Origin of the sequence: Robertmurraya beringensis (assembly GCF_042433785.1) — a bacterium.
In the GTDB taxonomy this organism is placed as follows: domain Bacteria; phylum Bacillota; class Bacilli; order Bacillales; family Cytobacillaceae; genus Robertmurraya_A; species Robertmurraya_A beringensis.
Genome location: NZ_JBHLUU010000015.1, coordinates 84,904 through 106,184, shown reverse-complemented (window position 1 = coordinate 106,184; position 21,281 = coordinate 84,904). Strand labels below are relative to the sequence as shown.

The following is a 21,281-nucleotide window of genomic DNA, read 5'->3' as shown; positions in this document are numbered from 1 at the left end:
ATAGTAATGATTATCTCTTTTCACACCCGTTAATTAATAGTTTCTGAACCGGTTCTGCAAGTGCTGTTAAATCATATTTTTGCTCATTCATGACCCAAGTTGTAACAGTTTCATCCATTGTTCCAAAGATCATCTGCCTTGCCAAGCGAATATCAAGATCTTCTGAAAATTCACCAGAATCTCTTCCCTCAATAAGTATATTGTCAACCACATGTAAATAACCTTTTAATACTTCATTAATTTTTAAGCGAAGGTCTTTATTTGATTGTCGCAATTCTAGCTGTGTGACGATTGCTAAATGACGATCCTTTGATAGCATTTGGAAATGCATATCAATCATAAGTAATAACTTTTCTGCTGCGCTTTTCTTCCCCTCTAACTTCTCTTCCATCTTTTCTATAAAAGCCCCCATTTTTTCTTGAAAAAGAGAAATGAGGATATCTTCTTTGTTTTTAAAATACAAATAAATGGTTCCATCAGCAACTCCTGCTTGTTTTGCAATTTTAGATACCTGAGCTTGGTGATACCCATTTTCTGCTATTACAATGACAGCTGCATCGATAATCTGTCGATACTTTGGTTTGTCTTTTTTCAAAATCATACCCTCCTTTCAAGAAGGTTATTGCATTTATGAATGAATCATCATTCATAAATTTATAATAGTTGGTAAACGAATTTCTGTCAAGGATTTCACGTATTATTTACACTATTATCATGCCATAACTAAATGGACTGTACAAGCCTGCTTTCGCAAAAATAAACAGCCGACGAATCGGCTATGGAGAATTAAGCCTGTTTCTCTTGCTTGTCATCTCTTTTCCTTTTTTCTTCTTCGACTAATGCTCTCCTTAATATTTTACCCACTGCTGTTTTTGGAAGTTCTGATCGAAATTCATACATTCGAGGAACCTTATAAGCAGCAAGATGCTTTCTTGCAAAAGCATTTAACTCTTCCTCTGTAGCAGAAGCACTTTCCTTCAACACAATATATGCCTTTACCGTCTCACCCCGATATGGGTCGGGAACTCCAGCAACAACAACCTCTTGCACACTAGGATGCTCATACATCACTTCTTCAATTTCTCTTGGATAAATATTAAAGCCACCAGCGATAATCATATCTTTTTTACGGTCAACAACAAAGAAATATCCTTCATCATTCATATATCCTAAGTCTCCCGTAAGAAGCCAGCCATCTCTTAACACTTGGTCGGTCTCTTCCGGCTTGTTCCAGTATCCCTTCATGACTTGTGGTCCCTTTACAGCAATCTCGCCAATTTCACCAGGTGGTAATGGCTCTCCGGTTTCAAAGGATAATATGACCGAATCCGTATCTGGCCACGGTACCCCAATACTTCCTTTAATGCGAGGACGATCCCATAAAAAATTTGAATGAGTCACTGGAGAGGATTCTGTCAATCCATAACCTTCCACAAGCTTTCCGCCCGTTATTTCCTCAAATTTCTCTTGTACCTCTACTGGAAGAGGCGCGGAGCCTGAAATACATGAATCGATGGAAGAAAGATCGTATTTGGAAAGGTCTGGGTGATTTAACAAACCGATATATATAGTTGGTGCTCCTGGAAATAAAGTTGGCCTTTGTTTCTCTATTGTCTTTAATGTCTGTTCTGGATCAAACTTCGGAAGCAATACCATCTTTTGTCCTTGCATGACGGAAAGGATCATAACAGCAGTCATACCGTACACGTGGAAAAATGGGATAATGGCTAAAATGGTTTCTTCCCCCCGTTTGCATTTATATAACCAAGCGTTACTCATTGATGCATTAGAAACAAGGTTCTTATGAGTAAGCATAACCCCCTTAGGTGCACCGGTCGTACCACCTGTGTATTGAATAATAGCTAGATCTTCTTCAAAATCGACTGAAAAGCTTTTTAGCTCTTTATTTGATTGCTTAATAATCTCTGTTAATAAATGATGACATCCCTCATGCTTAACAGTCACGGTAATTCCATATTGTTTCTTTTGGATAAATGGATAAATGAGATTTTTTGGGAAGGGTAAGTAATCCTTGATAGCGGTTACAATAATATGTTCTAAATTGGTTTGTGTGAATACTTTGCTGACGCGTGGAAATAAAATATCTAGGGTCACGATGGCTTTTGCACCAGAATCCTTCATTTGATATTCGATTTCTCTTTCTGTGTACAACGGGTTTGTCGGAACCACAACTCCCCCGGCTAGTAAAATCCCGTAGTACGTAATAACAGCTTGAGGACAATTAGGAAGCATCATTGCGACTCGGTCACCTTTTTCTAACCCGAGCTTTTGTAAATAAGAAGCTAGTTTACACGCATGATCATTTAACGTTTCATAGCTCATTTCCTTGCCCATGAAATGAATCGCCGATTTATTCGGAAACTCCTTTGCTGCGTTCGTCAAATAGGTTTGAACAGGTTCTGACTTGTACGCCAAGTTAGCCGGTATTTCCTCTGGATAATTAGCAAGCCACGGCCTATGTTCACTCATTCTCCATCCCTCCTACAAAGAAATTGTATAGAAATTTCTGATTACTCATCTTAATTATAATATAGTGAATAATATGTGACAATTTAATTTCTCCTACTATATGTTTATGGACATAATAAATTGTCCTACTACAAAAAAAATCGCCTATAAAAGGCGATTTTAAAAGACTAAATAAAAAATTCCTATAAACATAAAGATCCCACAAAGGATTAGAAGTATTTTTGCTAGCTTTTCCATTTACGTACTCCTTTAAGATATGCCTGCGCCAATCACATACGATAATCCAACTGATATAACCATTGAAATGAATCCTACTGCTCGATTGTCATTCTGAATTTCTTCATCAATTCTAAATTTAGGTGTTAAAAACTCAAAAATAAAATAAGCTACCAATAGTAAAAAGAAACCAAATACTCCCCAACCAATCATGGTTATGAGTGAATCGTGCTGCTCAATCGAATGCCTAAAAATATTGGCGATCCCAAAAATTTTCCCACCGGTCGCCATAGCAACAGCCACATTTCCATTTTGAATTTCTTCCCAATTACGGTACTTCGTCACAAGTTCAAAAATAGCAAGAAATACGATCATACATAAAATAACGACACTGCAATAAGCGGCTATATGAACATATTCATTCTCCCAGAAACCGTTCAACTTCCTCTTCCTCCTACCTACTTGAACTCAACGACTGTTACTCCCGAACCGCCTTCGCCAGCCTCACCAAAGCGAATCTTTTTCACCGACCGATGGTTTTTCAAGTACTCTTGTACACCTTGCCTTAATGCCCCAGTGCCCTTTCCATGAATGATCGACACTCTTGGATAATTAGATAATAAAGCATCATCGACGTATTTTTCTACTCTTAAGAGAGCATCTTCGTACCGTTCCCCTCTCAGATCTAGCTCTATGGAAACGTTCGAGTCTCTTCCCTGTATCGTTGTCACATGCTTTTGTACCTTTGGTTTTTCCGATTGGATAAATTCCAAATCCTTCTCTTGGACTTTCATTTTTAAAATACCTATTTGAACCTGCCACTCCTCATCAGATACCTTTTCAACTAAATGTCCCTTTTGGTTAAAAGTTAATACTTTTACTTCATCACCAGCATGGAATTTATGCTTCTGTTTTCTTGACTCATTATTCAATGATTTTTCGGAAACAGGTACGGCTTCATTTAGTCTCTTTTTGGCATCAATTAATTCGTGTTCTTTGACATCGGCTTTTTTCTCGATTCTCATTCGACGGAGCTCTCGAATGACTTCTTCCGCCTCTTGTTTGGCCTTTTCAATAATCGCTTGCGCCTCACGTTCAGCTTTTTCACGTAATAAATCTTTTTCTTTATAATAAGTGACAATCTCTTCTTGAAGATCCTTATGAAGCTTTTCAGCCTGCCTTAATGTGTCATGAGCCTCTTCTAACTCATTTTCGGCTTGTTTTTTACTTGCTTCAAGTGCTGCAATCATTTGATCGACTTCGTTACTCTCCGAGCTAACATGTGATCGTGCCAAATCTATGACTTTTTCCTTCAACCCAAGGCGTTTGGAAATTTCAAATGCATTGCTTCGACCCGGAACCCCAATTAGAAGCTTATACGTTGGACTTAGTGTTTCAATATCGAACTCAACACTGGCGTTTATTACCCCTTCCCGATTATAGCCATATGCCTTTAATTCAGGATAATGGGTGGTAGCAACCACTCTTGCCCCTGTTTTATAGACAGTGTCTAATATGGAAATAGCAAGTGCAGCTCCTTCCTGTGGGTCTGTACCTGCACCTAGCTCGTCAAATAGAACCAGACTATCAAAGCTTACCTCATTTAAAATGTCTACGATATTTACCATATGAGAAGAAAAGGTACTCAGACTCTGCTCAATCGACTGTTCATCGCCAATATCTGCAAAAACTTGGCCAAAGACTGCCATTTCTGATCCATCAAGGGCAGGTATTTGTAAACCAGCCTGAGCCATTAACGTACATAAACCGACGGTCTTTAGTGTAACCGTCTTTCCCCCGGTATTCGGTCCAGTTATAACAATTGTAGAATAAGTCTTGCCGAGTAAAATATCATTGGGAACCACTTCATCCATGGCGATCAAGGGATGTCTTGCTTTAAACAAGGAGATGATCCCTTCATTATTCATTTTCGGTTTAGAACCCTTTATCCTTTTACTATACCTTGCCTTCGCAAACATAAAGTCTAGGTCTGTTAATACCCCCACAATTGTACCTAACTCGCTCTCAAACAAACCTACTTTTCCGGATAATTCAACCAAAATACGTTCTATTTCCTGCTTCTCCTTCACACGAATCGCTTGCACATCATTGTTTAACTGCACGATTGCTTGCGGTTCAATGAACAGGGTTTGACCTGAGGAACTTTGATCATGAATGATGCCTCCATAATGCCCACGATATTCTTGTTTAACAGGTATAACAAACCGGTCATTTCGAATCGTGATAATGGCGTCTGAAAGCATTTTAGCCGCATTGGAAGACCGAATCATTGATTCAAGTCTTTCACGAACCCTTGCTTCTTTAGTTCGTAGCTGACTTCTAAGAGAGCGTAGGGTTTCACTAGCCGTATCAAGTACTTCTCCACTCTCCTCAATTGCCATTCGAATGGGCTCTTCTAGTTCAGCGAGCACAATGATGTTACTTGCATATTCATTTAAAATAGGAATCTCAATTCCTTGTTCAACCATATCTTCTATAAAGCGACGCATCATTCTGCTCGCATGGATCGTACTAGCTATTTGTACAAGTTCAAGTGGACTTAGCACCCCACCTATTGCGGAGCGTCTTATTTGCATTCTGATATCATAAATCCCTGTAAGTGGAACATTGCCTTTTAATCGAAGAACCTTCGCCGCTTCATCGGTTTCTTCCTGGCTACGCACCACCTCTTCGAAATCAGTTGAAGGAATCAGTACCCTTACCTTTTCTTTTCCTAAGCTTGAAGAAGCATGTTCAATTAACTGTTCTTTCACTTTTGTAAATTCCAATACCTTTAAAACTCTTTCTTGCATGGAGTGTGCCTCCTATTTCAAAATAAGGTCTATCTTCTATCTTCTTTTCGCTTTTTTAATAGCTCAAGAAATTCTTCCTTAGCTAGAGTGTTGATCACAGATTGCCTTTGAACCCATCCTTTTTTCGCTGCAGAGATACCCGTGTCCATATGAGCTAATGTTTCAACCATATGAGCATCTGTATTAATTACAAGTTTGACACCCGCTTCTTGGGCCATACGTACATGCTCTGAGGAAAGATCAAGCCGATTGGGGTTCGCATTCAATTCTAACCAAGTATTTGTCTCTTTTGCTAGTTCAATCAATTGCTCGATATTTACGGAATACCCCTCACGCTTGCCAATCTTTCTACCTGTCGGATGAGCAATCATATGTACATGTTTATTTTTCAAAGCTGTTTTAAGACGTTGCATAATCTTATCCTGCGGCTGTGAAAAAGAGGAATGAATAGATGCAATAACAAAATCCATTTGTTCTAGAATCTCATCTTCATAGTCGAGGGAGCCGTCAGGTAAAATATCCATTTCAACACCCGCTAAGATCGTAATATCATCATATTTACGATTCAGTTCATCAATTTCTTGCCGTTGTTTCTGTAAGCGCTCGACCGTTAGCCCATTGGCCACCTTTAAATATTGTGAGTGGTCCGTAATCGCCATATATTTATACCCTTTTGCTCGACAAGCTTCTACCATTTGCTCAATGGAATGCGAACCATCACTCCATGTCGAGTGCATATGCAGATCACCTTGAATATGGTCAAGAGCAATAATTTCAAGCTCTTCTGTATAATGTTCCACTTCAGTGCCATCCTCACGCATTTCGGGTGGAATAAAAGGCAAACCAAAGTGAGCAAAAAACTCCTCTTCGCTATGAAACGTAACAATTTCCCCGGATTCGATATGTTCAACACCATATTCGCTTATTTTTTCACCACGTTCCTTCGCTAACTGACGCATCCTTACATTATGGTCCTTTGAGCCAGTGAAATGGTGTAATGTCGTAGTAAATTCCTCGTCCTTTACAAGACGAAAATCAATGGATACGTCAAACTCTAATTCCAGGATAATGGAAACCTTTGTATCTCCTTTTGAGACAACTTCTTTGATATGCTCCATAGAGAGCAGCTTCTCCTTCACCAATTGAGGATCAGCCGTGGAGATAATGAAGTCTAAATCCTTGATCGTTTCCTTCATTCTTCTAATACTACCTGCTCTTGAAAAGCGAACCACTCCATCCATTTCAGAAAGAGCAAGCTCAATCTTCCGTGCAACTGGTAGCATATATGCAAGAGGTAGTCGATCTGGTTGGGAACCAAATTCGTTGATGGATTGAAGAATTTTCTCCTCTGTCTTTCCACCAAAACCAGTAAGTTCTCTCACCTTTTTGTCCACGCACGCCTGCTTTAACTCTTGTACATTCGTTATTGAAAGCTCTTTGTATAGCTTAGCAATCTTTTTCCCACCAAGGCCAGGCAGTTGTAGTAGGGGAATCAGTCCCTTTGGTACTTCTTCCTGTAGCTCTTTTAGAACAGAGGATTGCCCCTCTTGAATAAACTCTATAATAACAGAAGCAGTCCCTTTACCAATGCCTGAAATGGTGGTAAAATCATCGATTTGTGATAGATCCTGCTCATTTATTTCAAGGCTATTTGCTGCTTTTCTAAAAGCAGACACTTTAAATGTATTCTCACCTTTTAATTCCATATATGTAGCGATCGTCTCAAGTAAACGTATCACATCTTTTTTTTGTATTGCCACACTAACCACCTACTTTCACTAAATCCCATTATGAATGATTCACTTCTATTTCACCAATCATTTAGATATTTGAAATCCTACTATGTATTATGTACGTATTGGAATCCAAAAAGTTTTTAAGAAAAAACAAAATAAAACTTCTCTTAAAAAAGAGAAGTAATAATAAGTTATCCCCAAAGCTCTTTCACAAAATCAGATAAAAATGGGGTATTTTCAACTATCCCCTTTGCCACAGAAGAACTAGCTAAAGGAGATTGCACGGCTTCAATTGGTAGAAGTGCTGCTATGTATAAAATGATAAACAGAAGTAAATAGACCTCTAAAAATCCAAGTATACCTCCAGCCCAACGATTAAAAGTCTTTAAAATTGGTAGATTGGAAACAAAATCTAGCATACTTCCAATTATTTGTAGAATAATCTTAACTGCAAAGAAAATAGCTACAAAAGCAATTCCACGGTAATATGCATCCTCCATATTTCCTTCTGAAAAGATGATTTGTAAATTTGATGCATCACCGAAGCTTGGATATGGAATCCAAAGGGTTAATTTAGGAGCAAGTTCGGAATAATAGACCTTTGCAACAATAAATGCGATAATGAAGCCAGTAAGATGAATAAATTGAAGGATAAACCCTCTACGAAGTCCAACAAGTAATCCTATTAATAATATAATGATAATGGCAATATTTAGCATATTCGTTCAATCCTTTACTTCTTTAGTTCACTTTCTAAGCGGTCAAGATGATCCTTTATTTTCAGATAATCATTTACAGCATTTACTGCTGTAAGAACTGCAAGCTTTGTACTATCGAGTGAGGGATTCTTCTGACCGATTTCGCGCATTTTATTGTTTACCAAAGAGGCAACCAATCGAACATGTTCAACACTTTCATTACCTACAATTACATACTGTTGCCCGTATATTTCAACTGTTGTGCGCTTCTTTTCTGCTTCAGACACAGCATTGCCCCCATTCATAAGAATCCTACACTATATCATAACATGAATATTATTTGAGTGGGAAGTTAAGAATGTCTAAATCAGACGAATCAAGGAAAAATATGTATTTTTATTGGAGAGTGTAAAATGAGTCAAGTTGTATTAAAACAGTCTGGGGAACAAATAAAGAAGATGCAGGAATACTATCAACAAAGCATTTCACCTAAAATCCCACCCGGTGGAGTTTTTGCAGCAAAATTATCCGGTTGCTCCATAACCGCATATAAATCAGGTAAAGTGCTTTTTCAAGGTCCTTCATGTGAGATGGAAGCAAAGAAATGGGGTGCTGCGGATCAACCTCCAAACAAAAAAACTCCGAAACCTTCACCAAATAAAAGTCATCTACCTGAGCATTTTGAGTCTCTTTCTGTTGTTGGATCAGACGAGGTTGGTACTGGCGATTACTTTGGGCCCATTACCGTCGTTGCAACGTATGTTAATAAACAGCATATTCCCCTATTAAGAGAGCTGGGCGTAAAGGATTCAAAAGGTCTAAAGGATGAGCAAATTTCAGCGATTGCAAAGGAAATTAAGCATGTGATTCCTTATAGCCTATTAACTTTACATAATGAAAAATACAATCAGCTTCAGCAGTCTGGAATGTCACAAGGAAAGTTAAAAGCGCTGTTGCATAACCAAGCCATTGGACATGTACTGAATAAAATTGCACCAGAAAAGCCTGATGCCATCTTAATCGATCAGTTTGCAAAAGAAGATGTGTATTATCAGTATCTTAAGGGGCAAAAAGTCATTCACCGTGAAAATGTTTTTTTCTCAACAAAAGGAGAAAGTGTTCACTTAGCTGTTGCAGCCGCATCCATTCTAGCTCGTTATGCATTTGTTCAGCACTTTGAAAATCTTTCAAAGGAGGCTGGATTTGTCATTCCAAAAGGAGCAGGTGCCCAAGTAGACGTAGCCGCAGCTAAATTGATTAAAGCAAAGGGAAAAGAAAGCCTTCCACATTTTGTTAAACTACATTTTGCTAATACAGAAAAAGCATGGAAACTGATTACGAAAAAACAATAAAAAAAGGAGCATTCCATTGGATGCTCCTTTTCTATTTTATCCTCTTAAAACTGCTCCAGCCTGATCCTTCAAAGCATCTAGTACCTTTTCGTGAGCCTTTGTTACTTCTTCGTCAGTTAGTGTTTTTTCTGGATCAAAATATCTTAATGAAAACGCAATGGATTTCTTACCTTCTTCCATGCGATCTCCTTCATATAGATCAAACACAGAAACTTCCTTCAGTAAGCTGCCACCAGCTTTTGCAATAATGTCAGAAAGCTGACCAGCAACCACTTCCTTGTTAACAACCAATGCGATATCACGCGTAATAGATGGGTAACGAGGAATTGATTCGTATTGTAACGGAGCAATTTCTGCCTCTAGTAAAGCCTTTAAAGATAGTTCAAATACATACGTATCTTTCAAATCTAGTTCTTTTTGAACGTTCGGATGGATTTGTCCGACAAAACCAATTCTCTCCTTATCTAAAAGAAGATCAGCGGTTCTTCCTGGATGCATTCCTTCCACGGTTGCTTGACGGAACTCCACTCTACCTGTCAACCCTAAGCGAGCAAGTAACCCTTCTAGCACACCTTTAAGAACATAGTAATCAACAGCTTTCTTTTCCCCTTGCCATGGGTGCTGATACCATAAGCCAGTAATTGCTGCTGCCAAATGTTCCTTCTCCTCTGGAAGCTTATCTTGTTCAGTCGATAAGAACACGGCCCCTGTTTCATATAATGCAATGCTATCATTTTGACGAGCAGAATTGTATTTTACGACCTCTAGTAACTGTGGCAAAATGCTCAGACGTAATACACTACGGTCTTCACTCATCGGCATCGCAAGTTTAACAGGTTCACGCTTATCTAATGCAAATTGAGAGGCTTTTCCTTCATTCGTCAAAGAATAAGTGACTGCTTGAAATAATCCAGCACTTTCTAAGTAGCGACGGACAATTCTACGTTTTTTCTGGTAATCACTTAAATTCCCTGGCGTAGAAGCACCCTTTGGAAGAGTTTTAGGGATATAGTCGTAGCCGTAAATTCTTCCAACTTCTTCAACTAAATCTTCCTCAATCGTAATATCACCACGACGAGTAGGTACGGTTACTGTAATTTCGTTTCCTTCCACCTTCGTAGTAAATTGTAGACGGGCAAAAATATTTTTCACCTCATCCATGGATATTTCGGTACCAAGGACACCATTGATTTTATCTAATGTAATCGAAACAACCGCAGGCTCCACCTTAAGCGCATCTGCCTCAACAGATCCTTCTAATACTTCTCCGTTTGCATACAGTGCTAATAGCTCAGCCGCTCGTTCTGCTGCTGCTCTAACACGATTCGGATCCACGCCTTTTTCATAGCGTGCACTTGCTTCACTGCGCAATCCATGATCCTTTGAAGCTTTACGAATGGGTGCTCCTACAAAATATGCAGACTCTAATAATACGGTTGTCGTTGTTGTTTCTACCTCAGAGTTTGCTCCACCCATAACTCCTGCTAATGCAACCGGCTCATTTCCGTTTGTAATTACCAGATGGTCTGTTGTTAATGTACGTTTGGCATCATCAAGCGTAGTAATCGTTTCCCCTTGATGCGCACGGCGTACAACGATCTCTTTTGAACCAAGACGATCATAGTCAAAGGCATGTAGCGGTTGACCGTATTCCATTAAAATGTAATTCGTTATATCGACAACATTATTATGAGGACGTACTCCTGCAGCCATCAGACGCGTTTGCATCCATAATGGAGAAGGTCCAACCTTTACATTTTTAATCACTTTTGCAACGTAAAGTGGATTATCTTCTGGAGCATCCACAGTAACAGAGATATATTCGCTAGCCTTTTCGCTAATGGATGAAACCTCAGGCTTTGGAAGCTTTACTTCTTTTCCTAGAATAGCCGCAACCTCATATGCTACACCTAGCATGCTTAGGCAATCCGCTCGGTTTGGAGTTAAACCTAGCTCTAAAATTTGATCATCACGATTTAACAGTTCAAGTGCATCGTCCCCAACTGTTGCCTCATTCGGGAATACGAATATCCCTTCAGAGAATTCCTTGGCAACAAGCTTGCTTTCTACCCCTAGCTCCTGCAAGGAACAGATCATTCCATTTGACTCTTCGCCGCGAAGCTTTGCTTTTTTAATCTTGAAGTTTCCTGGGAGAACCGCTCCCACCTTTGCCACAATCACATGTTGCCCTTTATCTACATTCGGAGCGCCACAGATGATTTGAACGGGCTCTCCTTCTCCAACATCTACTAAACATTTGTTTAGCTTATCGGCATTTGGATGTTGTTCACGTTCTAACACATGACCGACGACGAGTCCTTTCATTCCTTCATTAAGAATCTCAACGCCTTCCACTTCTATCCCACTTTTTGTAATTTTATCGGCTAGTTCAGAAGCTGTGACACCAGAAAGGTCCACGTATTCTTGAAGCCATTTATAAGAAACAAACATTCTTGTTATCCTCCTATTCGTGTATCGAAAATTGCTTTAAGAAACGTACATCGTTTGTATAGTAATGACGAATATCATCCACGCCGTATTTCAGCATGGCAATTCTCTCAGGCCCCATCCCGAATGCAAAGCCAGTATATTTTTTTGAATCATAGCCAGCCATTTCAAGTACGTTTGGATGCACCATTCCAGCTCCAAGAATTTCAATCCAACCCGTTCCTTTACAAACGCTACATCCTTTTCCGTTACAAATTTTGCAAGAGATATCCATCTCAACAGAAGGTTCTGTGAATGGGAAGAAGCTAGGACGTAAGCGAATCTCACGGTCTTCACCAAAGATTTTTTTCGCAAATACATCTAGTGTCCCTTTCAGGTCACTCATTTGGATGTTTTCTCCTACCACAAGACCCTCGATCTGCATGAATTGATGGGAATGCGTTGCGTCGTCATTATCACGGCGATAAACTTTTCCTGGGCAGATAATTTTAATAGGTCCCTTTCCTTCTTTCTTTTCCATCGTTCTTGCTTGCATTGGCGATGTGTGTGTACGAAGAAGGATTTCTTCCGTAATATAAAAGGAATCTTGCATATCACGAGCTGGATGACCTTTTGGTAAATTTAAAGCCTCAAAGTTATAGTAATCACTTTCTACTTCAGGACCTTCTGCAATCGTGTAGCCCATACCAATAAAGAGGTCTTCGATTTCTTCAATGATTCTTGTTAGTGGGTGATGGTTTCCTGTTTTTACCGGTCTTCCTGGAAGTGTTACATCAATGGTTTCGGAGGCAAGCTTTTTAGTCACCTCTTCTTCTTCCATAACTGCTTGTTTTTCTTCAATTGCTTTTGCAATAACGTCTCTTACCTCGTTCGCCAATGCCCCCATTTTAGGACGTTCCTCAGCACTTAGCTTCCCCATCCCTTTTAATACCTCAGTAATGGGACCTTTTTTCCCTAGATAAGATACACGAATATCATTTAATTCTTTTAAATCAGTCGCTTTCTTTATTCCTTCAAGCGCTTCTTGCTGAAGCTCTACTAAGCGTTGCTCCATGTTCTTTCCTCCTTATGATTTTTAGACAAAATAAAAAACCTCATCCCTGAAAAGGGACGAGGTTTCATTATTCGCGGTACCACCCTTAATTAATGTAGACATTCTTTCTCCTACATTCACTTCATTGTTGATAACGGCTTTAAACCGGTGCATCTTTACACTTCTTAAAGAAATGGTCCCGATGCCAACTCGGGAGGTGAACTTCGTTTACTTTTTCTATAAAAATGCTTTCAGTCTAAGGCATTTTCTCCCTAACATAGATGGTAGCAAACTACTTTTCTCCGTCATCGTTTTTTAGTATGTAATTTTTGCTGTTATTATAGTATACTTTCTTACTTATTTCAAACCCATTTTCGGGAGGCTATGTGCCTATTTTATCCACGTAAGTAATATAACAAAATTCCTGCTGCTACTGCAACATTTAATGACTCACTTTTTCCATGAATCGGAATAAAAAGATTAGCTGTCGTTTTACTTAATAGCTCTTTACTTACCCCGTTCCCTTCATTTCCGACGATTAAGGCATAGGATCCAGGTGATTGTATTTGATGGAACGGTTCGGCATTCTCCAATGCTGTCCCATAAACAGGGATTCCTCGGTCAAGAAGATCGCTTGTCCAAGCAGAGATATCACCTTTAATAACTGGAAGATGAAAATGGCTTCCTTGGGCAGACCTAAGCACCTTGGAATTATACATATCCACACTTCCATTTCCAATCACCACAACGTCCACACCGGCAGCATCTGCCGTACGAATCATTGTTCCTAAATTTCCAGGGTCTTGGACAGCATCAATTAAAAGATAAGATGTTCCTTCTGTACGGGATGACTTTTCTTGATGACATACTGCAAAAATGCCTTGTGGTGTATCTGTTTCAGCCAATAGCTTAATAATATCTGCAGGTACAGTGGTAATTGAAGTTGCCCCGTAATCAAAACTTGAAGGGAGTTCAATATCTTCTTGTACAATGATTTCTTCTAATCGACCTGCTTTTAGCGCTTCCTCCACTAGATGGAACCCTTCGACTAAAAATAGGCCTGTTTTATCTCTTTCCTTTTTCGTTAATAGTTTCTTCCATTGCTTCACCTTTGGGTTACTACTCGAGTGAATATGCTTCAAGGTAAAACCCCTTCTTTCCTTTTTTCTCGGGTTTTCTAATTATAGCGTAACTTAAGTACATAATAATAACAAAAATAGAAAACATATTAAAGAAAATGAAGAAGGAGTGGGTAAAAAATGAATCTTAACTTAAGAAATGCAGTTATTCATAATGTATCAGGAAATACACAAGACGAGCTACGAGACACGATCGTAGACGCCATTCAAAACGGCGAAGAAAAAATGCTTCCAGGTTTAGGAGTACTTTTTGAAGTCATCTGGAAAAATGCATCCGACCAAGAAAAAAACGAAATGCTCCAAACCCTAGAAACCGGCCTAAAATAGGGTGTCTGTCACCGCTCGTGGACAAATTCTTTGGTTTGTCCACGGAAGGTGACAGACACCACCCGTGGACAGTTGGGGTGGTTTTGTCCGCCTGAGGTGGACACTTGTGCCCGATTAGCCAAACAAAGACAGCATGCCTTGGCATGCTGTCTTTGTTTGGTCTCTATTCGAGAGTAATACGGTCTACTGTTTCACGGTCTAGACGTTTGATGACTTCAACGATTAGCTTAACTGCGTTTTCGTAGTCATCACGGTGCAGCATTGCTGCATGTGAATGGATGTAGCGAGTTGCAATCGTAATGGCTAATGAAGGGACTCCTTTATGAGATATATGGATGGAACCCGCATCCGTGCCACCTCCAGCGATTGCATCGAATTGATATGGAATTCCAAGTTCATCCGCTGTATCCGTTACTAAATCTCTTAATCCTTTGTGAGACACCATACTTGCGTCATACAAAATGATTTGAGGTCCTTTGCCCATTTTACTTTGCGCTTCCTTCTCCGACACACCAGGAGTGTCACCAGCAATTCCAACATCTACTCCAAACCCAATATCAGGCTCTATTGCTGCAGCTGAAGTACGTGCTCCACGTAAGCCTACCTCTTCTTGTACACTTCCAACTCCGTATACAATATTTGGATGCTCTTCATTCTTTAATTGTTTTAAGACATCAATTGCAATCGCACACCCAATCCGATTATCCCAAGCTTTTGCTAATAAAAGCTTTTCATTGTTCATCACAGTAAACTCAAAGTATGGAACGACCATGTCACCAGGACGGACTCCCCACTCTGTTGCTTCCTCACGACTTGATGCACCAATATCAATAAACATATCTTTAATTTCTACTGGTTTTTTTCTAGCTTCAGGAGACAAGATATGTGGTGGTTTTGACCCGATAACTCCTGTCACATCTCCCTTTCTGGTAACAATCGTCACTCGCTGTGCTAACATAACCTGTGACCACCAGCCACCAACCGTTTGGAAGCGTAGGAACCCTTTATCATCAATTTGCGTGATCATAAATCCTACTTCATCCAAGTGACCCGCAACCATTACCTTGGGACCGTTCGCATCTCCCACTTTTTTCGCAATTAAGCTGCCAAGTCCATCAGTTGTTACTTCATCCGCATACGGAGCAATATGTTTGTTCATCACTTCTCTTGGCTCACGCTCATTCCCTGGAATCCCCTTTGCATCTGTTAATTCCTTGAGCATCGCTAAAGTATCATCAAGTTTTGTCATTTATTTCGACTCCCTTAATATGTATTCTGTTTATAGTATACTAGGTACAACTTAATTGCACAAAGTATACGTTAGTACCCTTCCTTCTGCCTTTTATAATTTACTTCATTTTTAGAGATATATGCTTCTTTTATTTCATCTGATGTAAACCCTAGCATCTTGCCTAAAATAAAATAACTTTCTAGCATGCTACGATACGTATCCATACTCCTTTCTGCAGAAAAGCGATGAACCGTTTCATACATAGATAAAAACTGATTTGTCACATTTTCCTCTTCTATTACCAATTCTTCTACCTGTACATCACGCTCTAATCCACAATCAAGACCAATTGATAAAATAAAATGAACTCCATCTACAAATTCCTCTAAAATGACTTCTTTCGGAGAAGCACCTTTTACACTCCAAAACTTAAAACAACGCGTCTCATTTGCTAGTTCACCAAGTTCAACCAACAAAGCTAGAACCTTTCTACTTATAAGACTATCTGTTTGTAATTGGTGTTTTTCTGCGATATGTATATCCAAACCTTTTTGCATTTCAAATAACTCTCGTAAATCCATCATTTCACTCTTTTCTATTTATATTACTTTAATCATAATGAAATTAAGAAAAAAATTCACTTAAAAGCAATATTTAATGAAACCTTTTTCAAATAAAGACGTATATAAAGAAAAATGAAGAGTGGAGGGCTTAAGTATGATGTGGCTACTACGCATGCTTCTAATAGCATTTATCTTATTTTTAATATACAGCGCCTTCAAATTTGTGTTAAACCCAAAGCGTAAATTGGAGCTAGCTCACGAGCAAAAGCAATTCTTTTTACTCGATGATATAAAAAATGTTCGTAAGAATTTCCTTTTAACCTATAAAGGCGTTATTTTCGAAGGCGAAAAATACTTAGGTACAACCGATCACACCTTCGAGGTTGTTTCGATATTCATTTGGCCACATAATACCTCTGCGCTAAATGGTTTGTCAAAGGAAGATTTCCGTAATATCGAGATGGAAGTAGCTGTTTTTTATCCGAATGCAAAAATTGACTGGAAAAGTCCCATTCATGAATTTATGAAAAAATAAACGTTCAAGGGTTTTCCCTTGAACGTTTTTTTATCCCTGCTTCTCTAGCTTTGTTTCCTTAAAAAAATCTCTCCACTTAATAATCGTCATCTTCTCTCTTAGAACATACACAAGAATCGATAAAGAAAACAATATAATAACAATCATCGTCGGTGTAAATTGACTAATAAATTGACCAAAGACCGTGTAAAAGAAAGCTAATGGAAGATTCGTAATAAAGGCTGCCTTTGAATACTCTTTAAAAGCACGGTGTCTTTCCATTAAACAAAAATTTAATAGCTGATAGTGTACAAAAGGAACTAGGCGTAAAATTGAAATCTGACTAACTGTTAAATTACGATACTCTCCAAACCACTTTTTCCGAATCGAAGACAATTTTTCTTGTGTTCGCGGAAACTTAGACACGAGAGCAAAAAACAGTAGACTGCTAATCATTAACCCAATCAGCGAGTATACCGTACCTGCCACTGTGCCAAAAAGAATTCCACCTGCAATACAGATAATGACTACTGGAATAAATAAAAACTGACGTAACGAATGGAACAAGACGAATATTATCGGGGTGAAAACTCCACCAGCCTGAAACATGACAAGCAGTAATGCTAACTCCTCATCCATATGACCACCCCTTAAGCAGTTTCTTGATGTCTATTACAGCTTATCGAGGCAGGACCATTTCTATGACAACTATTCCCTTAATTCCATACATAGTAAAGCAATAGACCGATTTGAAGAACAGTCAAAAAAGGCAATCCCCATTTAAAGTTAGGATGCTTCGTTTTATGACGAAAGGACCTCATTCCAATAAATGCGCCTAAGGCTCCTCCAAAAAAGGCAAATTGCCACAGTGTCGCCTCTTTAATTCGAAATTCATTTTTCTTAGCCTTCTGTTTATCTGCATACATCAACGTACAACTAACGATATTTATCACCAATAAATAAATCCAAATATATGTAAACATACCATACCTCCTTGAAGGACTTAAAAAAGCCACCCTCTTGTAAGAGAATGGCTTCTATTGACTAATAAGTCAATTATTTTGCTAGGCTTTGCTTAGCAGCATCAGCTAATTGAGCAAATGCTTTTTCGTCGCTTACTGCAAGTTCAGCAAGCATTTTACGGTTTACTTCGATACCTGCAACGCTTAAACCGTGCATTAAACGGCTATAAGAAAGACCGTTCATACGAGCTGCTGCATTGATACGAGTGATCCAAAGCTTACGGAAGTCACGCTTCTTTTGGCGACGATCACGGAATGCATACATTAGAGATTTCATAACCTGTTGGTTAGCTACTTTGTATAATGTATGTTTTGAACCATAATAACCTTTTGCTAATTTAATAACTTTTTTACGACGTCTGCGAGTTACTGTACCGCCTTTAACACGTGGCATATGTTTTCCCTCCTAATTTGCAATTACTTAAGATTTACTAGTAAGTTACGAATGCGCTTGTAATCGCCTGAAGAAACTAGAGTTCCTTTGCGAAGCTTACGCTTTGCTTTTGTAGATTTGTTAGCGAATAAATGGCTTCTGTATGCGTGTGAACGCTTCAGTTTACCAGATCCTGTTCTCTTGAAACGCTTTGCTGCGCCGCGGTGAGTTTTCATTTTTGGCATTAGGGATTCCTCCTCATTACTTGTCGTTTTTAGGTGCTAATGTCATAAACATGCTTCTGCCATCCATTTTCGGATGAGATTCCACTGTTGCTACTTCTTTACAAGCTTCTGCAAAGCGGACTAAAACACGTTGTCCGATCTCTTTATGTGTAATTGCACGACCTTTAAATCGAATCGATGCTTTTACTTTATCGCCTTTTTCCAAGAATTTAATCGCATTACGTAACTTTGTATTAAAGTCATGCTCATCAATGGTTGGGCTAAGTCGAACTTCTTTAGTGGTTATGATTTTTTGATTTTTACGTGCTTCTTTTTCTTTCTTCTGCTGCTCAAACTTAAACTTACCGTAGTCCATAATACGTGCTACTGGTGGTTTCGCGTTTGGTGCAACAAGAACAACGTCAAGATTTACACGCGTAGCAATCTCAAGTGCTTCGATTTTTGATTTAATGCCTAGTTGTTCGCCATTTTGATCAATTAGACGTACTTCGCGGGCACGAATACCCTCGTTCAACAACATGTCTTTGCTAATAGCTGGACACCTCCAAGGTTTAATGCGAATACAACGTTTGGGTTAAGAAGATTTCATTTTCATAAGAAAAATAAAAAAAGTGCGGATGAATGCACCCACACTTTACGATACCCATACGGTAATAAGCCTTTTCGTAAAACCTGCCAACTGCGCTTTGGCGTCAATCAGGTGAGAAGCGGGTGCTTCTTCTTTATCTCAAACTCGTATTCAATTTACCTTAGCAACTATACCACAATAAATAATTCATGTCAACGAAACACTTATTATCACAACGAAATGAATTGTATCAAAAATATACGTTTGTGGCAATACCTTTTCAAAAAATAAACATAAAGAGGATGATTAGACATCCTCTTCTGTGAAAAACATTAGCGCTTTACTTCCATTTTTAAGTTTTCAACAAACGTTTCAAAGGAAACAACCTCTGATTTTTGCTCCCCATATTTACGTACATTCACTGCCTTTTCAGCTACTTCATTGTCACCAACGACTAGCATATAAGGAGTTTTTTGCATTTGTGCTTCACGAATCTTGTAACCGATCTTCTCATTACGATCATCAATTTCGACGCGAATACCTTCTGCCTGTAGAAGTTCTTGCACTTGCTTTGCATAGTCAAAATGAACGTCAGGAGAAACAGGAATCACTTGAACCTGTACAGGTGCTAACCAAGTAGGGAAAGCTCCTTTGTATTCTTCAATCAAGAACGCGACAAATCGTTCCATTGTTGAAACGACCCCACGGTGAATAACAACAGGACGGTGTTGTTTCCCATCCTCACCCACATAACTTAAATCAAAGCGTTCTGGCAACAAGAAGTCTAACTGGACAGTAGATAGGGTTTCTTCCTTCCCAAGAGCTGTCTTCACTTGAACATCAAGCTTTGGACCATAAAAAGCCGCTTCACCCTCTGCTTCAAAATAATTTAGCCCGAGGTCATCCATCGCTTCTTTTAACATGCTTTGAGCTTTTTCCCACATTTGATCATCATCAAAATATTTTTCTTTATCTTCAGGATCACGGTAAGACAGGCGGAAGGAGTAATCATTGATATTAAAATCTTTGTACACTTCTAATACCAATCCTACCACTCGCTTGAATTCATCCTTGATTTGATCTGGACGAACAAAAATATGCGCATCGTTTAACGTCATTCCACGTACACGTTGAAGTCCAGAAAGTGCGCCAGACATTTCATAGCGGTGCATCGTTCCAAGCTCAGCAATACGAATTGGAAGCTCACGATAACTATGAATACCGTGCTTATAGATCATCATATGATGCGGACAGTTCATAGGACGTAGAACAAGCTGCTCATTATCCATTTCCATAACTGGGAACATGTCTTCTTGATAGTGATCCCAGTGCCCTGATGTTTTATATAAATCAACACTTCCCATCACAGGTGTGTACACGTGATCGTAACCAAGTCGTGACTCCTTATCCACGATATATCTCTCGATAATACGACGAATGGTCGCACCCTTTGGTAACCACATTGGCAGACCTTGTCCCACTTTTTGCGAGTTCATAAATAAATTTAATTCTTTTCCTATTTTTCTATGATCACGCTCTTTTGCTTCTTCCAGTAGACGAAGATGTTCAGCCAAGTCTTCTTTCTTGAAGAAAGCTGTTCCGTATATACGTTGAAGCATTTTATTATCGCTATCGCCTCTCCAATAAGCACCCGCAATACTCAGAAGTTTTAATTCCTTCAATTTCCCTGTCGATGGAACATGAACTCCACGACATAAGTCGAAGAAATCCCCTTGTTCATAAATAGTTACTGTTTCTCCTGCAGGAATGGCTTCAATCAGCTCAAGCTTGTATTCATCGCCAATCTCCTTGAACAGCTGAACAGCCTCCTCACGACTAACTTCTTTTCGAACAATCTCAATGTTTTCGTTAATAATTTTTTTCATTTCTTTTTCAATTAAAGGCAGATCTTCTGGTGTTAATGATTCCTCAATATCTACATCGTAGTAAAATCCACCTTCAATAACTGGACCCACACCAAGCTTTACGTTTTTGTATAGACGCTTAATCGCTTGTGCCATTAAGTGGGCACTACTATGTCTAAGGATTTCAAGTGCATCCGCACTATCCTGAGTGACAATTTCAATTGCTCCATCTTGCTCAATCGGACGTTTAAGATCATACAACTGGCCATCTACTTTTCCAGCCAATGCCTTCTTTTTAAGCCCTGGGCTAATGGAGGCAGCAACATCTTCTGTTGTTGTTCCAAGCGGAAACTCCTTTACTGCACCGTCTGGGAACGTTAACTTTACAACATTTGACATAACCATTTTCCTCCTAAATATAAAATAAAAATAAAAAAACTCGTCCCTCGGAAAGGGACGAGTTTATAAACAACACGTGGTTCCACCCTAATTTTCACTTTAATCAATCATCAAAAGTGACTTTAGATAAATAGATAACGGACTTTAGCCGTCAGCCCATACTTAATCAATTGTTCAAGGCTGATGTTTAGAGGTGGTAAGCTGTTCATTCGTGTTAGGAAGTTTCCAGCCAATGCCTTCCCTCTCTGA

21 protein-coding genes and 3 other annotated features (1 of these 24 running past the window's edge) are annotated in these 21,281 nt (G+C 39.0%); of the genes, 3 read left to right on the top strand and 18 right to left on the bottom strand.

Translation table 11 applies throughout. The features are described 5' to 3' along the window. Positions 1-10: 10 nt before the first annotated feature. The 7 genes from fadR to zapA form a co-directional block, all read right to left on the bottom strand. On the bottom strand, positions 11-595 hold the full coding sequence (gene fadR, locus ACFFHF_RS02820) for a fatty acid metabolism transcriptional regulator FadR (RefSeq protein ID WP_160546675.1): 585 nt from the start codon (positions 593-595) through the stop codon (positions 11-13). A 191-nt stretch (positions 596-786) separates the two neighbouring features. Beyond that, entirely contained in the window at positions 787-2,490 is a 1,704-nt protein-coding gene (locus tag ACFFHF_RS02815; RefSeq protein ID WP_377057576.1) for a long-chain-fatty-acid--CoA ligase, read from the bottom strand. A gap of 249 nt (positions 2,491-2,739) precedes the next feature. Further along, positions 2,740-3,147: a DUF350 domain-containing protein gene (locus tag ACFFHF_RS02810; RefSeq protein ID WP_160546673.1), complete on the bottom strand. Its 408-nt coding sequence runs from the start codon at positions 3,145-3,147 to the stop codon at positions 2,740-2,742. 17 nt (positions 3,148-3,164) lie between these two features. Continuing rightward, the gene (locus tag ACFFHF_RS02805) at positions 3,165-5,519 is read right to left on the bottom strand and encodes an endonuclease MutS2 (protein WP_160546672.1); all 2,355 of its coding nucleotides are present in this window, start codon (positions 5,517-5,519) and stop codon (positions 3,165-3,167) included. 29 nt (positions 5,520-5,548) lie between these two features. Then, positions 5,549-7,279 carry a DNA polymerase/3'-5' exonuclease PolX gene (gene polX, locus ACFFHF_RS02800; protein WP_377057575.1) on the bottom strand — a complete coding sequence of 577 codons (1,731 nt, stop codon included), beginning with the start codon at positions 7,277-7,279 and terminating at the stop codon, positions 5,549-5,551. A 167-nt stretch (positions 7,280-7,446) separates the two neighbouring features. Beyond that, positions 7,447-7,974, bottom strand: coding sequence for a CvpA family protein (locus ACFFHF_RS02795; RefSeq protein WP_160546671.1), 528 nt, complete (start codon positions 7,972-7,974; stop codon positions 7,447-7,449). A 14-nt stretch (positions 7,975-7,988) separates the two neighbouring features. Then, the gene (gene zapA, locus ACFFHF_RS02790) at positions 7,989-8,258 is read right to left on the bottom strand and encodes a cell division protein ZapA (protein ID WP_160546670.1); all 270 of its coding nucleotides are present in this window, start codon (positions 8,256-8,258) and stop codon (positions 7,989-7,991) included. A gap of 108 nt (positions 8,259-8,366) precedes the next feature. Between zapA and rnhC the strand changes: the two genes are divergently transcribed. Continuing rightward, positions 8,367-9,305 carry a ribonuclease HIII gene (gene rnhC / locus ACFFHF_RS02785; RefSeq protein ID WP_377057574.1) on the top strand — a complete coding sequence of 313 codons (939 nt, stop codon included), beginning with the start codon at positions 8,367-8,369 and terminating at the stop codon, positions 9,303-9,305. 36 nt (positions 9,306-9,341) lie between these two features. Here the strand turns inward: rnhC and pheT are convergent, their stop codons facing one another. From pheT to ACFFHF_RS02770, 3 genes are all read right to left on the bottom strand, one after another. After that, a complete protein-coding gene (gene pheT / locus ACFFHF_RS02780; RefSeq protein WP_160546668.1) occupies positions 9,342-11,756 on the bottom strand; it encodes a phenylalanine--tRNA ligase subunit beta in 2,415 nt (804 codons plus the stop codon). 13 nt (positions 11,757-11,769) lie between these two features. Beyond that, positions 11,770-12,807: a phenylalanine--tRNA ligase subunit alpha gene (gene pheS, locus ACFFHF_RS02775; protein WP_160546667.1), complete on the bottom strand. Its 1,038-nt coding sequence runs from the start codon at positions 12,805-12,807 to the stop codon at positions 11,770-11,772. Positions 12,808-12,856: 49 nt separating this feature from the next. Further along, positions 12,857-13,104, bottom strand: a binding site (T-box leader). Positions 13,105-13,181: 77 nt separating this feature from the next. Beyond that, on the bottom strand, positions 13,182-13,928 hold the full coding sequence (locus ACFFHF_RS02770; RefSeq protein WP_160546666.1) for a TrmH family RNA methyltransferase: 747 nt from the start codon (positions 13,926-13,928) through the stop codon (positions 13,182-13,184). 117 nt (positions 13,929-14,045) lie between these two features. Between ACFFHF_RS02770 and sspI the strand changes: the two genes are divergently transcribed. Further along, positions 14,046-14,252: a small acid-soluble spore protein SspI gene (sspI, locus tag ACFFHF_RS02765; protein WP_377057573.1), complete on the top strand. Its 207-nt coding sequence runs from the start codon at positions 14,046-14,048 to the stop codon at positions 14,250-14,252. A gap of 163 nt (positions 14,253-14,415) precedes the next feature. Here sspI and ACFFHF_RS02760 read toward each other — a convergent pair whose 3' ends face one another. Together ACFFHF_RS02760 and ACFFHF_RS02755 are read right to left on the bottom strand one after the other, a co-directional pair. After that, positions 14,416-15,501, bottom strand: a complete 1,086-nt coding sequence (locus ACFFHF_RS02760) for a M20/M25/M40 family metallo-hydrolase (protein WP_160546664.1) — start codon at positions 15,499-15,501, stop codon at positions 14,416-14,418. A 71-nt stretch (positions 15,502-15,572) separates the two neighbouring features. Beyond that, complete coding sequence (locus ACFFHF_RS02755) at positions 15,573-16,067, bottom strand: dUTP diphosphatase (RefSeq protein WP_377057572.1); 495 nt, start codon at positions 16,065-16,067, stop codon at positions 15,573-15,575. Positions 16,068-16,200: 133 nt separating this feature from the next. Between ACFFHF_RS02755 and ACFFHF_RS02750 the strand changes: the two genes are divergently transcribed. Further along, a complete protein-coding gene (locus ACFFHF_RS02750) occupies positions 16,201-16,581 on the top strand; it encodes a sigma-w pathway protein ysdB (protein ID WP_160546663.1) in 381 nt (126 codons plus the stop codon). Positions 16,582-16,611: 30 nt separating this feature from the next. On the opposite strand, the gene ACFFHF_RS02745 is transcribed toward ACFFHF_RS02750, so the two are convergent. The 6 genes from ACFFHF_RS02745 to thrS all read right to left on the bottom strand — a co-directional run bounded on the left by ACFFHF_RS02745 (position 16,612) and on the right by thrS (position 21,032). Next, positions 16,612-17,199, bottom strand: a complete 588-nt coding sequence (locus tag ACFFHF_RS02745; protein ID WP_160546662.1) for a TVP38/TMEM64 family protein — start codon at positions 17,197-17,199, stop codon at positions 16,612-16,614. Between the two features lie 77 nt (positions 17,200-17,276). Further along, positions 17,277-17,543, bottom strand: a complete 267-nt coding sequence (locus ACFFHF_RS02740) for a DUF1294 domain-containing protein (protein WP_160546661.1) — start codon at positions 17,541-17,543, stop codon at positions 17,277-17,279. A 73-nt stretch (positions 17,544-17,616) separates the two neighbouring features. Continuing rightward, on the bottom strand, positions 17,617-17,976 hold the full coding sequence (gene rplT / locus ACFFHF_RS02735; RefSeq protein ID WP_066050323.1) for a 50S ribosomal protein L20: 360 nt from the start codon (positions 17,974-17,976) through the stop codon (positions 17,617-17,619). 23 nt (positions 17,977-17,999) lie between these two features. Then, positions 18,000-18,200 carry a 50S ribosomal protein L35 gene (gene rpmI, locus ACFFHF_RS02730; protein ID WP_119709345.1) on the bottom strand — a complete coding sequence of 67 codons (201 nt, stop codon included), beginning with the start codon at positions 18,198-18,200 and terminating at the stop codon, positions 18,000-18,002. Between the two features lie 16 nt (positions 18,201-18,216). Further along, entirely contained in the window at positions 18,217-18,720 is a 504-nt protein-coding gene (gene infC / locus ACFFHF_RS02725; RefSeq protein ID WP_119709346.1) for a translation initiation factor IF-3, read from the bottom strand. 79 nt (positions 18,721-18,799) lie between these two features. Beyond that, positions 18,800-18,929: a sequence feature (ribosomal protein L20 leader region), on the bottom strand. A gap of 171 nt (positions 18,930-19,100) precedes the next feature. Further along, on the bottom strand, positions 19,101-21,032 hold the full coding sequence (gene thrS / locus ACFFHF_RS02720) for a threonine--tRNA ligase (RefSeq protein ID WP_160546660.1): 1,932 nt from the start codon (positions 21,030-21,032) through the stop codon (positions 19,101-19,103). A 50-nt stretch (positions 21,033-21,082) separates the two neighbouring features. Beyond that, positions 21,083-21,281: a binding site (T-box leader), on the bottom strand; it runs 42 nt beyond the window's last position.

Excerpts from the sequence above, each read along its gene's own strand:
- ACFFHF_RS02750 (WP_160546663.1), top strand. The coding sequence starts at position 16,201 with ATGATGTGGCTACTACGCATGCTTCTAATAGCATTTATCTTATTTTTA.
- ACFFHF_RS02740 (WP_160546661.1), bottom strand. The coding sequence starts at position 17,543 with ATGTTTACATATATTTGGATTTATTTATTGGTGATAAATATCGTTAGT.
- pheS (WP_160546667.1), bottom strand. The coding sequence starts at position 12,807 with ATGGAGCAACGCTTAGTAGAGCTTCAGCAAGAAGCGCTTGAAGGAATA.
- ACFFHF_RS02745 (WP_160546662.1), bottom strand. The coding sequence starts at position 17,199 with ATGGATGAGGAGTTAGCATTACTGCTTGTCATGTTTCAGGCTGGTGGA.
- ACFFHF_RS02755 (WP_377057572.1), bottom strand. The coding sequence starts at position 16,067 with ATGATGGATTTACGAGAGTTATTTGAAATGCAAAAAGGTTTGGATATA.
- pheT (WP_160546668.1), bottom strand. The coding sequence starts at position 11,756 with ATGTTTGTTTCTTATAAATGGCTTCAAGAATACGTGGACCTTTCTGGT.
- rpmI (WP_119709345.1), bottom strand. The coding sequence starts at position 18,200 with ATGCCAAAAATGAAAACTCACCGCGGCGCAGCAAAGCGTTTCAAGAGA.
- rplT (WP_066050323.1), bottom strand. The coding sequence starts at position 17,976 with ATGCCACGTGTTAAAGGCGGTACAGTAACTCGCAGACGTCGTAAAAAA.
- sspI (WP_377057573.1), top strand. The coding sequence starts at position 14,046 with ATGAATCTTAACTTAAGAAATGCAGTTATTCATAATGTATCAGGAAAT.
- zapA (WP_160546670.1), bottom strand. The coding sequence starts at position 8,258 with ATGAATGGGGGCAATGCTGTGTCTGAAGCAGAAAAGAAGCGCACAACA.
- thrS (WP_160546660.1), bottom strand. The coding sequence starts at position 21,032 with ATGTCAAATGTTGTAAAGTTAACGTTCCCAGACGGTGCAGTAAAGGAG.
- infC (WP_119709346.1), bottom strand. The coding sequence starts at position 18,720 with ATGTTGTTGAACGAGGGTATTCGTGCCCGCGAAGTACGTCTAATTGAT.
- ACFFHF_RS02815 (WP_377057576.1), bottom strand. The coding sequence starts at position 2,490 with ATGAGTGAACATAGGCCGTGGCTTGCTAATTATCCAGAGGAAATACCG.
- rnhC (WP_377057574.1), top strand. The coding sequence starts at position 8,367 with ATGAGTCAAGTTGTATTAAAACAGTCTGGGGAACAAATAAAGAAGATG.
- ACFFHF_RS02760 (WP_160546664.1), bottom strand. The coding sequence starts at position 15,501 with ATGACAAAACTTGATGATACTTTAGCGATGCTCAAGGAATTAACAGAT.
- ACFFHF_RS02795 (WP_160546671.1), bottom strand. The coding sequence starts at position 7,974 with ATGCTAAATATTGCCATTATCATTATATTATTAATAGGATTACTTGTT.
- ACFFHF_RS02805 (WP_160546672.1), bottom strand. The coding sequence starts at position 5,519 with ATGCAAGAAAGAGTTTTAAAGGTATTGGAATTTACAAAAGTGAAAGAA.